This window comes from Pseudomonas sp. GW821-FHT07E12 (assembly GCF_058986605.1).
In genome coordinates this window covers 77,722-91,025 of the sequence record NZ_JBYSVX010000013.1, presented here as the reverse complement: position 1 = coordinate 91,025, position 13,304 = coordinate 77,722, and the positions used below count along the sequence as shown (strand labels likewise).

The following is a 13,304-nucleotide window of genomic DNA, read 5'->3' as shown; positions in this document are numbered from 1 at the left end:
TGCGCCAGACCTCATGAGGATCCGCGATGAACACGATGACACTGAGCCCGCAAGGGATCGATTGGCTCAAGCAGGTGGAAGGCCAGCGCCTGCAACCCTACGACGACCAGACCGGCAAGCAGGTCAGCCACTGGGTCGCCGGCGCCACCATCGGCTACGGGCATTTGATCGCGCGTACCGAATGGGAGCGCCTGGGCAAGGGCATCACCCTGGCCGAGGCCGAGCAGTTGCTGCGCCAGGACCTGGGGCCGTTCGAGCATGCGGTGAACCGCTGCATCAACGTCGCGCCAACGCAGCACCAGTTCGATGCGATGACCATCCTCTGCTACAACATCGGCCCGGCCAACTTCACCCGCTCATCGGTGGTCAAGCTGATCAATGATCCGCAGGCCATCACCACCTTCAGCGGGCTGGAAGCAGCCTGGATGGCGTGGAATCGCTCACAGGGCAAGGTGATGAAGGGGTTGGTCAACCGGCGCAACGCCGAGTGGCAGATGTACAGCGCCGGCAGCTACGCGCACTGGTGAGCGGCAACGCGGCCCGCGGCGCCTCTCTCGGGCCGCGGCCGCCTGATCGCACCACTACTTACCGCGCAGAAACGCGCAGGACGGTACGCACTCCTCGCCCAATGCCGGCTCGATGCGCACGCTGGCGCCTTCAGCGCTGGCCTGCACGATGATCCAGCGCCCGGCCAGGCGATCGCAGGCCACACCGCCATTGCCGGGCTTGACCGAGTACCACGATCCGCCGGCGCTGGCGCCTTCGTAGCGCAGCGCTACACGGCAGTTGCGCGGGCTCTCGTAAACCAGCGTGCTGTTGGCATCGCCCGGATCCTGCGCTTGCAGATCCAGGCTCATGCGGATGCGTTCTTTGGTCACCGTCGTACTCCAGCGGCCACGCAGCTCGGCCGGCACGATCGCGTCGGCAGGCGCCTGGCCAAGCGGCCACAGCGACCACTCCGACTGCAGCGCCGCGTTGTCCAGTTTCAGCATCGCCTGCCCGCCCCGCACGTCCAGCCGCACACGCCCGGGATACAGCTGGTTGCAGTAGCGGCCACCGTTGACGCTGGTGACGTCGTACTGCGCCTGGCCTTCTTCGGTGCCGGTCAGGCGCGCGTCGAGACGGCAGTTGCGCGGTTCGCCGAAGGCGAGCTGCAGGCTGTCGGTCGAAGGTTGCAGCGTCAGACGCAGCGACGATGGTCGAGCGTCGACGCGGTCCGATCCGGCCCAGGCCGCCGGGTTGGCCGCGTCGGGACTGGCCTGTGCCTGCGCCAGCAGCGGTACCAGCAGGGTCAGCAATCCCCAGCGTTGGGAATGGGCGAGTGTGCGCATCGTGTACTCCTTGGTGGTGGGAAGCAGCCACCGGGCCACGCGCCGGCGACCTCTCGGAATCAGAAATAACGGGTCAGCAACGCCACGATCAGCGCCAGCAACCACAGCATGAGCAGCAGGTAGTTCCGGCGGCGACGGCGCTGACGCGCCGCAGCGACACGCTTGCGCGCCAACACCGGCGCCAGCCACTCGCGCACCTGACGCGCGTCCTCGTCGGACAGCCGCAGGCGCAAACGATCGGGACGGACCATGTCAGTACCCTCCAACGCTGCGCGGATCCACGCTGAAATGCCGCAGGATCTGCCCGTCCAGCAGCACTTCACCATTCAACGGCGAACCGCCACGCAGGCAGATCGTCAGGCAGTGCTCGGCACGCTCATGGGTGGGATACAGCACGATCGCCTCGGGCTCGCCATCGGCGCCGGCCAGTTCTTCCAGCTCGCAGTCGATCCGCACTTCCAGCGTGGTGGCCAGGACGCCCAGCGGCGTGACCAGCTCGGCCAGCGGCACCGCCTCGCGCCACCACTCGCCATCGACCAGGCGGTTGACGTCCAGCGTCTGCCCGCCCAGTCGCGCCTGCAACCGTTGCAGATGCCGGTGTGCGCAGCGATGCCGGGTGCGGAACAGCGCCTGCGCCAGGGTGTCGATCAGATCATCCAGCCGATGCTCGGCCATCAGTGCCTCCCGGCCGGTTGGAGCGTGTCATGTACTTTCATGCGTTGGTCGCCAGCGCACGCCTTGTCGCGACGCTCACGGACGGCCTCGCACTCATGGAAAAGTGCATGACACGCTCTAATCGGTCATCCAGATCGGCCTGCGCGGGAATCCCACGTGATAGGCCAGCCACTGCAACACCACCTGGTGCTCGCCGATCTGCAGAATGGTGAAGCTGCGCTCGATACCCAGGATCGAACCCTTGGGTGTATCGCTCAGGCAGCGGTTCAACAGGTTCTGTGCCTCGGCCAGATCGGCATCGGTGAGCATCTGGGTGGGGTTGTTGCTGCCCACCACGACGCGTTTGACGAACTTGACGTCATTCAGATCGAACATGAAGAGAGTCCCTGCAATGGAAACGCCGGACCCGCCGCGTCATCGCGACGCGACGGGTCATTCCGCGGAGGTATCGATCAGCATGGGTCGGGCACCCATCTCAGGCCGGCACCGGCACCGGTGCACTCACCTTGCGTGGCGCGGCGGAGGTCTGAAGGATGTCCAGCACCCGTGCCAGGCCTTCGGGCATACCCTTGTCCTCGGCATGCACGGCCACGGTGTACTTGGCCGAGTTGTCCGAGGTGCGGGTGTTCTCCTTGTGCGATGCCACCGAGCCCTGGATGTTGACCTTCGCCGAGAAGATGCCCCAGCCGACCTTGATCTCGGTCTGCATGCTGGCCTGGTAATCCTGGCTCTCCTTGGCGGAGAACGAAGACTTGACCTCCATTTCGAAATTCACGTCCACGCTGTAGATGCTCAGGTTGGGGACCTTGACGATCGCCAGCAGCGGCACCTCCAGCTCCACTTCTTCCTCGGAGAACGGCTGCGTCGCCTTGGTCGCCGGGTCGAGGTTGTCGACCGGGCGCTTGAAGCGGAACAGCGCGGTGCGGGTGTTGCCGACCGCGTTGGGATCGGTGTTGGCAGGATCCGGCGGCAGGAAACCCACCGTGCGGATGAAGTTCGCAGTGGCCTGGGCCAGCTTGATCTGCGAATCGCAGGCGGCACTCAACGGGCCACCGATAAGATCACTCATCGGCAGACCCTTGAACTGACTGGATATATTGACGAGTTCGTCGGGCATTGCGGCTTACTCCTGTGGATGGACGGGCGGCAGCGACCACACAACGTGGCCGGACCGGATCACGTTGCGTTGGATCAGCTTGCTTTGATGGTCTTGAAGACCCCCTGGCTCTGCGCCAGATGGTTCATCAGCCGCGCCGCACCATCAGTCGGCTCGGTTCCTTCCACGCACAACTTCACGTGTACGTTGCCCACACCCTTGCCGCGGCCGGTATCCAGTCCAACGTGCCGCGCCGCCGGCCGCGGCGACTCCCAGGCCTCTGTCGCGCCCGGCGCAGGCGCGTCCAGATCCTCCACGCCCAGTTCCGCCAGGTCCGCGTCGAAGCTGATCGCCACCTCCCGGATGCGCAGGTTGTTGGTGGAGACCAGCGGCAACAACGGCGCCCGGTAGAGGTCTTCATCGCCTTCCTCGGCCTGCGGGTGCAGCGAGGGCATGCGGATGGTGACGCTCCTGGGTCGGTTGTCTTCGTCGAAGTAATCGCGCAGGTGGGAAATCTGATGCATCTCGATGCTGTCCTGGGCCTCGATCACGGCCCCGGCCAATGCTTCGATCAAGGTGTGGAATGACATGGTTCCGCTCATCTCGCCTTCGCTCCTGATCGTGGATGCCTGCGATCCGCGAGAGGCGGATATCGGTGGTCGTGGCCCACGGGTCATTAGTAGCCGTGCCGTCGCAGTGGCGTACGGCGCGGTGTTGCGCCGGTTTAGCCGCGCGTTGCAGCCGGCTCGCGGCGCATCGACGGTGAGCAGCAGTTGCCACGCATGCTCGACGGCGGTTCGCCGTAGTGATGGCGATAGGCGCGACTGAAACCGGACAGGCTGACGAAGCCGACCGCGTAAGCAACTTCGGACACGTTGCCCTCGCCCTCGCACAACAGCCGGCGCGCCAGTTGCAGGCGGACAATGCGGATCAGCTCGCCGGGCGGATGGCCGATGCTCGCCACCAACTTGCGATGCAGGCTGGTGCGCGACATGTTCAACGCGAAAGCCAGGCGCTCCACCGACAGTTCCTCATCGTCGGCATGACGCTCGATCCACTCGCGGGCACGTTCGACCAATCGCGTCGCGGCAGTGCCATGCGGCCGGATCCGCGAGCGTTCCAGCAAGGCCTCCCACGCGACGTCATCGTGGTCGCCGGTGATCGCTTGGCAGCTGCAGTGCCCCATGCGCGAGAGCAATGCCAGGCTCCATGCCAGCAATCGTCCGTCGCCATCGTCGGATCCATCCAGCCCACCGGGCACGGACCCGGGATGATCCGTCGAGATGTCCAAACCACGCTCGAAAACATCCATAGCCGTGCCGCCTCCTTCTGCTGAAAAACCGAGCCGGTGCATCGGCAGACCCAGCCCACGGGGCAGCCACAGCACCGCCGGTCAGACTAGGCGTCACTGGATCCCCTGGATGCGGAAAGGGTCGAAACGACACCGCAGTTCCTTATCTACCGGTGTAACCGGAGCGGTGGTCGCGGATTTTGCGCGGCGTTGCAGATCCTTGTCAGATCGTTGCAGGACGCTTTCGCATCGGTGGGAAGACCACGGCACCGGATCGCGATGGGACAGCAGGACACGACATCACCCCCGCTCGTTGCCTCGCGATTTCAATATCCACCGGAAGCGCGGGCCAACCCACCGTGGCTCCTTCACATCGACGAACAGATCGCCGATGTGAAGAAGTCCGTGTGAAGGGACTTATCAAACATGTCGCCTCGAGGATCACCGAAGTGCAGGCGTTGCCTCCATCGCCGATTCCGGGGATTGCCGCGCCCGCCGTGAGCACGATCGGCGCCGGCGCGTGTTGGCCACGGCGGAGTCCAGAAACAACATCGCCGCGGGTTCTGCCCGCGGCGATATGTGATGAGTCAATCGGATGGATCGGCGTGCGGTGCTATGCCGCTTCCCATCGGGACATCGGATGCGGGCAGCCCTGGATCGAAGCTGCCCTCCCGGCCATCACGGGCCTGACCCTTCCATCTAGCCGCGCGTGGCATCGGCCAGCGTGTTGTCCGAACACCCGCGCCCTCAGGCACGACCCGCCGACGACGTGCGCTTGCGCATCGCGGCTTCATCGTCGAGCCAGTTCGCGCCCTTGTTGGTCAGGAAGAATGCATAGACCACCAGCGACACCGCAATGATCACGGTCGCGTACACCGCGAACGCCGTCACGTGGTCCGAGCGCAAGGACGCCTGGTACAGCAGCGGTGCGGTGCCACCAAATGCCGAGTTCGCCAGCGCATAGCCAAGGCCGACGCCCAGCGCGCGCACGTGGGTCGGGAACAGCTCGGCCTTCACCACCGCGTTGATCGAGGTGTAGCCGGTCAGGATCACGAAGCCGATCGCCAGGGTCACGAACGCGGACAGCCAGTGGGTCTGCTGCGGCAGCTCCAGCACCAGGAACCAGGTGTACAGCACGCCGCCAATGCCGAAGAACACCAGCAGGCTCTTGCGGCCGACGATATCCGACAGCCAGCCGCCCACCGGCTGCATCAGCATCAACAGCGTCAACGCCGCGAGATTGATGAGAGTGCCGGCCATCACGTCGCCACCGGCGAACGCACTCTGGATCATCTTCGGCCCGGTGACCGAGTACGTGTAGAACGCGACCGTGCCGCCGGCAGTCACCAGGAAGCACAGCAACAGCGGCTTCCACTGGTGCACGAACAACTCATACATCGAGCCGGCCGCACGCGCGCCGCCCTGGCGCGCCTCGGCGATCGACTCGGACTGCAGCGATTCGTCCATCGTGCGGCGCAGCCAGAACACCACGATCGCGCCGACGCCCCCGATACCGAACGCCACGCGCCAGCCCCACTCGGAGATCTGCGGTACCTCGAGGAACTGCAGCATCACCAGCAGCGTCGCCTGCGCCAGCACATGACCGCCGACCAGCGTCACGTAATGGAACGAAGACAGGAAGCCGCGCCGGCCCGGGATCGCCGCTTCGGACATGTAGGTCGCACTGGTGCCATACTCGCCACCGGTCGCAAAGCCCTGCAGCAACCGCGCCAGCAGCAGGATCGCCGGCGCGGCCATGCCGATCGCCGCCTCGGTCGGCGTGATCGCGATGACGAACGAGCATGCCGCCATCATCGACACCGATACCGTCAGCGCCAGGCGCCGGCCAAAGCGATCGGCGAAGCGCCCGAAGTACCACGCGCCGATCGGCCGCATCAGGAACGTCATCGCGAAGATCGCCCACACGAACATCGTGGCGTTCTTGTCTTCCTTCGAGAAGAACTGCGACTCGAAATAGACCGCGAACACCGAGTACACATACACGTCGTACCACTCGACGAGATTGCCGGCCGAGCCCTTGAGCGTGTTGGACACCGAGCGGCGAAGCGCGCCCTGCGCGATGGAATGGGTGGCAACGGGAGGCGAAGTGGCTGCACTCATGCGGCGAGGCCCTGTTCTTGTGGATAGCCCGGGAGTATAGAAGGGCCGCTCACGCCGGTTCCCCCGGGTTACCCGAAAGTACTAGCCGGACTCGCACCTGAAGGACGGCGATGCTGGTAAAGGCGCCGCAATGGATCATCGAGGGATCGCCACCGGCGCGAGCGAAGCTCGTATTCATCGCCGGGATCCCGCCCTTCCATCTGGACCGGGCTGTCCCCTACTTGCGCTTGCTGCGCGTCGAAGTCGCGATGGATCGTTTTGCCGGTTTACGCGAACCGGATTCACGTGCTTCCACCTGGCTGATCAACGCCAGCACGTCGTTGATGATCGCCGCCATCGCCACCTGTGCGGCCACTGCATCACCGGCCTTGATCGCATCGTAGACGCGGCGATGCGCGGGGATGCTGGCGGTGTGGCCCTTGATGCGGTTGGTGAGCTGGATCGAAAAGCGCAGCGCGGCGTGCACCAGCTCGTGCAGCTGGATGTAGAACGGGTTGCCGGTGGCGTCCAGTATCGCCACATGGAAGGCGGCGTCGGCGGCGTGATGGTCGTCCTCGCCATGCTCGGCGGCCACCATGCGCTGCAGGCCACGCTCGATTTCCTGCATCGCCTGCGCATCGGCATTGCGCGCGGCCAGCGCGGCGGCGGTGGGCTCGATGCCCAGGCGCATTTCGGTGAAGGCGCGCAGCAGCTTGTAGGAGAACTTGCGCTCCAGCATCCAGCGCAGCACGTCGGCATCCAGCAGGCTCCACGCGCGCTCGGGCTGCACCAGGATGCCGCTGCGCGGGCGCGCCGACAGCATGCCCTTGGCGGTGAGCATCTTGATCGCCTCGCGGGTGACGCTGCGGCTGGTGGAATAGGTTTCGGAGATTTCCGCTTCGGTGGGAAACGGACGGGCTTCAAACCGCCCCAGCACGATTTCCCGCCCCAACGCTTCCAGCAGTTGCTCCGTCAACGTCATGCGGCCGGCCATGCGCGAACGTCCGGCGGGCTGGAGTGGAGCCATCTTCGAGAAATCCGCTGTTGAGAAATACCGCGCTGAGAAGCCACACGGCTCCAGGAAAACCCGCACCACTTTTGCCGTCTGGACGATAGCACGCTGGTTTATGTGCTCCAAGTCACGCGCAGGCACATGATCGACGCCGTTTCGCGCCGCAGCATGATGTCCGCCCGCCGCATCGCGCCTTGACGCCAGGTGCTGGTTTATTTATATGACAAATAACATGAGGCCGGATAGAGGGGATCTGCATGCGCATCGCGGCGCTGGTTGCATCGGGCTTGGGATTGATCGCGCAGGTGGGCGCCGTGGATGCGGCCAGTGCGGCGGCGCACTACGACGCAAGCGCCCGCATGTTCCGGCTCGATGGCGGACGGGTGACCTATGCCTTCGGCATCAACGAACTGGGGCAGCTGCAATCGGCCTACTGGGGCGGGCGCCTGGCCGATGGCGATCCGCTGGGGCCGGTGGCAGCGCTGCGCGACGCGGCCAGCTTCGATCTGTCCGCGTCGGTCACGCCGCAGGAGTTTCCCGCGCAAGGCGGCGGCATCTTCAGCGAGACCACGCTCAAGATCACCTATGCCGACGGCGGTCGCGACACGGTGCTCAAGTACCTCTCGCACCGTATCCAGGGCGACACCCTCGAGGTGGTGACGAAGGACATCGCCCAGCCCGTGCAGGTCACCCTGCGCTACCGCATCGATCCGGATACCGGCGTGCTGGCGCGCTCGGCCTCGATCCAGAACCTGGGGCAGACGCCGATACGCATCGACCAGGCCGGTTCGGCCTCGTACACGCTGGCGCCGCAGGGTGACTATCGCCTACGTTATCTCACCGGGCGCTGGGCTGGCGAATGGACCTTGCAGCAGCGTCCGGTGACCGAAGGCGCGACCGTGCTGGAGAGCCGTCGCGGCTCCACCGGCCACCAGAACGCGCCCTGGTTCGCGATCGACCGCAGCGACAACAGTACCGAGGAAAGCGGGCCGGTGTGGTTCGGCGCATTGGCGTGGTCCGGCTCCTGGCGGATCAGCATCGACAAGGACCAGGTTGGCGCAGTCCGTGTGGTCGGCGGCTACAACCCGTTCGATTTCGCCTATCCGCTGGCGCCCGGGCAGACGCTGGAAACTCCGGTGTTCTACGCCGGCTATTCCGATCAAGGCATGGGCGGCGCATCGCGCCTGATGCACCGCTTCCAGCGCGAGCACATCCTGCCCGGCAACGGCAAACCGCGCCTGCGCCCGGTGCTCTACAACAGCTGGGAAGCCACTGAATTTGCCGTGGACGAAAGCGGCCAGATGGCGCTGGCCGAAAAAGCCGCGCGCCTGGGCGTGGAGATGTTCGTGATGGATGACGGCTGGTTCGGCGCGCGCAACAGCGACAAGGCCGGGCTGGGCGACTGGCAGGTCAATCGCAACAAGTTCCCCAACGGATTGAAGCCGTTGATCGACAAGGTGCACGGCCTGGGCATGCGGTTCGGCCTGTGGGTGGAGCCGGAAATGGTCAACCCGGACAGCGACCTGTATCGCGCGCATCCGGACTGGGCGATCCATTTCAACGATCGCCCACGCACGCCGGCGCGCAACCAGCTGGTGCTCAACCTGGCGCGTCAGGACGTGCGCGACCACGTGTTCAAGGTGCTGGACGAGCTGGTGAGCACCAACGACATCCAGTTCCTCAAGTGGGACTACAACCGCAACTGGTCCGAGCCGGGCTGGCCGGAAGTGACGCCGGAACAACAGCCCACGCTCTATGTCGAGTACGTGCGCAACCTGTACTGGATCCTGGCCGAACTGCGCCGCAAGCATCCGGGGCTGGAGATCGAATCCTGCTCCGGCGGCGGCGGCCGCGTGGATCTGGGCATCATGGCCTTGACCGATCAGGTATGGCCTTCGGACAACACCGATCCCTACGATCGCCTGAGCATGCAGGACGGTTTCAGCCACGCCTACACGCCGGCGGTGATGATGGCGTGGGTGACCGACTCGCCGAACTGGCTCAACGGCCGCCAGACCTCGCTGGAGTATCGCTTCCTGTCCTCGATGCAGGGCGGGCTGGGCATCGGTGCCAACCTCAATCACTGGCAGGAGGCCGATTTCTCCACCGCCCAGCGCATGGTGCAGGCCTACAAGCACATCCGCGCCACCGTGCAGCAGGGCGATCTGTACCGGCTGATCTCGCCATGGGATGGCGGCCGCCGTTCCGCCACGCTTTCGGTATCGCAGGACCGCCGCCAGGCGGTGCTGTTCGCGTTCCTGCACAGCGGCACCAAGGCGCTGCCGGAGCCGGCCATCCCGCTACGCGGCCTGGATCCAGCCAAACGCTATCGCGTCACCCGCCTGGGCGGCGGTGATCTGCCAGCGGACCTGCCGGCCGAAGCGAGCGGCGCCTATTGGATGCAACGCGGCGTGCCGGTGGCCCTGCGTGGTGATTTCCAGGCCGCGGGGTTCGTGTTCGAAGCCAGGTAACTGGCGATGGGCCCGATATCAGTGAGGCCTGCCCCACCATCGGTGGGGTCTGAAGCGTATCGATACTCGCGACGATGTGCCGCTGCTATCGATACGCCCTCGCCTACTGCGCCGCTCCGGCAGCACCCGTCACCAACTGCGGCTGCAAACGGAACCGATACTGCGCGGCTGCCACCGGAATGCGGTACGCCTGATGCGGCTGTCCCCATCGGCTCCATTGATCATCGCCACCGACACCGATCTGGCGCTCGTCGATCATCAGGCTGACGTGCTCGCGCGGCTGGATGTCCGAGCTGTGTGCCTGTCCTACCGGTTTGCGGTCCAGGTCCGAGTACGGGAAGGCCAGCACGTTCACCGACAGCGGCTTGTCGCCGGTGACCTTCAGGCCGACGCCATTGGCCGGCGCCACCGACAGCCAGCGCACGTCCACCTTGTTGCCGGTTTCCTGCGGGCGGATGTAGTCGTGGTTCTGCTCGGCGATCTTGCCCGAGTACTGCGCGATCTCGCCGCTGGTGTAGCGGTCGGCATAGGTTTCGTGCGGACCGCGCCCGTACCAGCCCAGTTCGGTCATGCGGCTGGGCGCGCTGAACATCAGGCCGAGCCGCAGCGGATCGGGCAGGCCGGCGTAGAGCGGGCGGAAATCGCTGGTGACGGTCACCGAACCATCGCGTGCCATGTCGTAGCTCACGTCGTACTGCACATCCGGCGTGGTGTCGCCGCCGATGTCGAAGCCCACGACAATGCGTGCGCCGCCATCCTGCGCCTTGGCCACGTTCACGCTGCGCACGCGGCGGGTTTCCGAGAGCGTTTTCCAGATCTGGTGGCTGGCATACAGCCCGGTGCCGATGTCGTTGTCGGTGGGCGCGCGCCAGAAGTTGGGCGTGCCGCCGCTCAGCAGTTCCTGGCCCTGGTAGGCGTAGCGCGCCAGCTGTCCGTTGCTGCGATCGACCACCAGCTCGGCACCGGCGGCGCGCAAGGTGATGGTGCCGGCAGCATCGTTCACCGCCACGGCGGCACCGGATGCAGGCGCGGCCGACAACGCCGGCGGCGACGAGAGCGCGAACTGCTCCCATGACACTACCTGCCCGGCGGGCACCAACGGCACGGTGTCCGCACGTGCCAAGGCGCGCAGGGTGACGAAGTATTCGGCACCCGGCTTGCGCTGCAACGGCGGCAATGCGAACTGCACGGTCTCCTGCCCATCGGCCGGCGTGGTCAGCGCAGGGCCCTTGCCTTCGGCGACCACGCGCCCGTCCTCACGCAATTGCCAATCGAAATCGAAACCGCGCAGATCGATGAAGTTGTGCCGGTTGCGCACGATGAAGCGCCCCGCTGCCGCATCCACTGCCTCGAACTGGATCGGCCCGTACACCTTGGCCAGTTCGTGCAGATGCGGGTTCGGCGTACGGTCCGATTGCAGCAGGCCGTCACCAAACTCGATGGCGTCCTGACCGGAAGGATTGGGACCATAGTCGCCGCCATAGGCCCAGTACTGGCGGCCATCGGCGGTGGTCTTGATCATGCTCTGGTCCACCCAGTCCCAGATGAAGCCGCCCTGCAGGCGGTCGTGGGTATAGACGGCATCCCAATAGCGCTTCAGGTCGCCCAGGCTGTTGCCCATGGCGTGGGCGTACTCGCATTGGATCAGCGGTATCGGCGGAGAATCCGGGTTGGTGACGAAATCGACGATGCGCTCCACCGAGTCGTACATCGGCGCGTAGAAATCCACATAAGGCTCGGGCAGATGCTGCGCATACAGCGTGCCGTGGCCCAGATAGCTCACCAAGCGGGTCTTGTCGAAACCGCGTATCCATTCGGCGGCCTTGGCGAAAGCGGGACCTGTGCCGGCTTCGTTGCCCAGTGACCAGAAAATCACCGAAGGATGGTTCTTGTCGCGCTCGACCATGCGCTGCACGCGTTGCAGATGCGGCAGCGCCCACTTCGGGTCGTAGCCCAGCTGTACCTTGTCGCGCGAACGCATGCCCTGGTCGCCCTTCTGCATGTACTCGTGCGACTCGATGTTGGCCTCGTCCATCACGTACAGGCCGTATTCGTCGGCCAACGCGTACCACAGCTCGGCGTTGGGGTAGTGCGAGGTGCGCACCGCGTTGATGTTGTTCTGCTTCATCAGCTCGATGTCGTGGCGCATCGAGGCTTCGGAGACGACGTGGAAGGTATACGGGTCATGCTCGTGGCGATTGACGCCGCGGATCTTGATCGGCTTGCCGTTGACCTTCACCAGTCCATCGCTGATCTCCACCGTGCGGAAGCCGATGCGCGTGGCGGTGGCCTGCAACAGCTTGTCGCCGGGGCCGTAGACCTCCAGCAGCAACGTGTAGAGATTGGGCGTTTCCGCCGTCCACGGGCGCACGCTGTCCAACGTCCCGGCCAAGGTGGCCTTGCGCGGCTTGGCCGAGGCGCCCAGTTGCGTTTCGCGTTCGAGCACCACGCGTTCGCCATCCAGCACGCTGGCCTTCACCCGCGCCGCCGTGGCCGCACCGCTCACGTCCACATCCAGGTTCAGCACGCCATCGCGATAGTGCTTGTCCAGCGTGGTGCGGGCGAAGAAGTCGCGCAGCCACACCGGCGGCGCAGCCACCAGATAGACATCGCGCTCGATGCCGTTGACGCGCCAGAAGTCCTGGTCTTCCAGGTAGCTGCCGTCGGACCAGCGGTAGAGCTCGATCGCGACCGTATTCTTGCCCGGCCGCAGCTTCGGGCCGATGTCGAACTCGGCCGGCAGCTTGGAATCCTCGCTGTAGCCCACCTTCTGCCCATTGACCCACACGTAGTACGCGGCCCCGGCCGCACCGATGTGCAACATCACCTGACGCCCGTCCCAGCCCTCCGGCACAGTGAAATCACGCCGATAGGAACCTACCGAATTGATCGCGTGCGGGATGAAAGGCTGGTTGGCCGGGAATGGATAGGTGATGTTGTTGTACAGCGGCTGCCCGTAGCCCTGCGCCTGGATCATCGACGGCACCGGGATCGTGGCCCATCCCGACACGTCGTAGTCGGTACGGTAGAAATCCACCGGGCGCTTGTCCGGGTTTTCCGAGTAGGCGAAATGCCAGGGACCATTGAGCGAGAGGAAATATTGCGAATCGCTCATGCGCCCGGCACGCGCCAGCGCCACCGACTCGTAGGGAAAACCGGTGGCGCGCATCGGCGCCCGGTCGATCTCGTTGACGTCCGGACGTTCCCACTCCCGCACCGTGGCGCCGGAGTCGGTTGCCGGCGCCGCCAGGGCGGCTACCGGCAACAGCAGGGAAAGCAGCAGCGCCAAACCTTTGCGCGATCCGGACATCAGCGATTTCAACATCGT

General features: G+C 65.3%; 12 protein-coding genes. 2 read left to right on the top strand and 10 right to left on the bottom strand.

Features of this window, described 5'->3' with window-relative positions:
- Nucleotides 1-26 precede the first annotated feature (26 nt).
- Nucleotides 27-527 (top strand): lysozyme, encoded by a 501-nt coding sequence (locus AC3WJE_RS09815; RefSeq protein WP_493730606.1) that lies wholly within the window; start codon nt 27-29, stop codon nt 525-527.
- A 54-nt stretch (nt 528-581) separates the two neighbouring features.
- Here AC3WJE_RS09815 and AC3WJE_RS09810 read toward each other — a convergent pair whose 3' ends face one another.
- The 9 genes from AC3WJE_RS09810 to AC3WJE_RS09770 all read right to left on the bottom strand — a co-directional run bounded on the left by AC3WJE_RS09810 (nt 582) and on the right by AC3WJE_RS09770 (nt 7,520).
- Complete coding sequence (locus AC3WJE_RS09810; RefSeq protein ID WP_493730605.1) at nt 582-1,331, bottom strand: hypothetical protein; 750 nt, start codon at nt 1,329-1,331, stop codon at nt 582-584.
- A gap of 59 nt (nt 1,332-1,390) precedes the next feature.
- Complete coding sequence (locus AC3WJE_RS09805) at nt 1,391-1,582, bottom strand: hypothetical protein (protein ID WP_493730604.1); 192 nt, start codon at nt 1,580-1,582, stop codon at nt 1,391-1,393.
- A gap of 1 nt (nt 1,583) precedes the next feature.
- Nucleotides 1,584-2,006, bottom strand: a complete 423-nt coding sequence (locus AC3WJE_RS09800) for a hypothetical protein (RefSeq protein WP_493730603.1) — start codon at nt 2,004-2,006, stop codon at nt 1,584-1,586.
- A gap of 117 nt (nt 2,007-2,123) precedes the next feature.
- Nucleotides 2,124-2,381: a hypothetical protein gene (locus AC3WJE_RS09795; RefSeq protein WP_493730602.1), complete on the bottom strand. Its 258-nt coding sequence runs from the start codon at nt 2,379-2,381 to the stop codon at nt 2,124-2,126.
- A gap of 100 nt (nt 2,382-2,481) precedes the next feature.
- Nucleotides 2,482-3,123: a DUF2589 domain-containing protein gene (locus AC3WJE_RS09790; RefSeq protein ID WP_493730601.1), complete on the bottom strand. Its 642-nt coding sequence runs from the start codon at nt 3,121-3,123 to the stop codon at nt 2,482-2,484.
- A gap of 74 nt (nt 3,124-3,197) precedes the next feature.
- A complete protein-coding gene (locus AC3WJE_RS09785; protein WP_493730600.1) occupies nt 3,198-3,692 on the bottom strand; it encodes a DUF2589 domain-containing protein in 495 nt (164 codons plus the stop codon).
- Between the two features lie 134 nt (nt 3,693-3,826).
- Entirely contained in the window at nt 3,827-4,363 is a 537-nt protein-coding gene (locus AC3WJE_RS09780) for a helix-turn-helix transcriptional regulator (RefSeq protein ID WP_493730599.1), read from the bottom strand.
- A gap of 777 nt (nt 4,364-5,140) precedes the next feature.
- The gene (locus tag AC3WJE_RS09775; protein ID WP_493730598.1) at nt 5,141-6,514 is read right to left on the bottom strand and encodes an MFS transporter; all 1,374 of its coding nucleotides are present in this window, start codon (nt 6,512-6,514) and stop codon (nt 5,141-5,143) included.
- 217 nt (nt 6,515-6,731) lie between these two features.
- Nucleotides 6,732-7,520, bottom strand: a complete 789-nt coding sequence (locus AC3WJE_RS09770; protein ID WP_493730597.1) for a FadR/GntR family transcriptional regulator — start codon at nt 7,518-7,520, stop codon at nt 6,732-6,734.
- A gap of 242 nt (nt 7,521-7,762) precedes the next feature.
- On the opposite strand from AC3WJE_RS09770, the gene AC3WJE_RS09765 reads away from it, so the two are divergent.
- Nucleotides 7,763-9,976, top strand: coding sequence for an alpha-galactosidase (locus AC3WJE_RS09765; protein ID WP_493730596.1), 2,214 nt, complete (start codon nt 7,763-7,765; stop codon nt 9,974-9,976).
- A 103-nt stretch (nt 9,977-10,079) separates the two neighbouring features.
- On the opposite strand, the gene AC3WJE_RS09760 is transcribed toward AC3WJE_RS09765, so the two are convergent.
- Complete coding sequence (locus tag AC3WJE_RS09760; protein WP_493730595.1) at nt 10,080-13,301, bottom strand: glycoside hydrolase family 2 TIM barrel-domain containing protein; 3,222 nt, start codon at nt 13,299-13,301, stop codon at nt 10,080-10,082.
- Nucleotides 13,302-13,304: the final 3 nt, after the last annotated feature.

Bases quoted from the DNA above. Each gene is read 5' to 3' on its own strand.
- AC3WJE_RS09815 (WP_493730606.1), top strand. From the start codon at position 27: ATGAACACGATGACACTGAGCCCGCAAGGGATCGATTGGCTCAAGCAG.
- AC3WJE_RS09810 (WP_493730605.1), bottom strand. From the start codon at position 1,331: ATGCGCACACTCGCCCATTCCCAACGCTGGGGATTGCTGACCCTGCTG.
- AC3WJE_RS09805 (WP_493730604.1), bottom strand. From the start codon at position 1,582: ATGGTCCGTCCCGATCGTTTGCGCCTGCGGCTGTCCGACGAGGACGCG.
- AC3WJE_RS09800 (WP_493730603.1), bottom strand. From the start codon at position 2,006: ATGGCCGAGCATCGGCTGGATGATCTGATCGACACCCTGGCGCAGGCG.
- AC3WJE_RS09795 (WP_493730602.1), bottom strand. From the start codon at position 2,381: ATGTTCGATCTGAATGACGTCAAGTTCGTCAAACGCGTCGTGGTGGGC.
- AC3WJE_RS09790 (WP_493730601.1), bottom strand. From the start codon at position 3,123: ATGCCCGACGAACTCGTCAATATATCCAGTCAGTTCAAGGGTCTGCCG.
- AC3WJE_RS09785 (WP_493730600.1), bottom strand. From the start codon at position 3,692: ATGTCATTCCACACCTTGATCGAAGCATTGGCCGGGGCCGTGATCGAG.
- AC3WJE_RS09775 (WP_493730598.1), bottom strand. From the start codon at position 6,514: ATGAGTGCAGCCACTTCGCCTCCCGTTGCCACCCATTCCATCGCGCAG.
- AC3WJE_RS09770 (WP_493730597.1), bottom strand. From the start codon at position 7,520: ATGGCTCCACTCCAGCCCGCCGGACGTTCGCGCATGGCCGGCCGCATG.
- AC3WJE_RS09765 (WP_493730596.1), top strand. From the start codon at position 7,763: ATGCGCATCGCGGCGCTGGTTGCATCGGGCTTGGGATTGATCGCGCAG.
- AC3WJE_RS09760 (WP_493730595.1), bottom strand. From the start codon at position 13,301: ATGTTGAAATCGCTGATGTCCGGATCGCGCAAAGGTTTGGCGCTGCTG.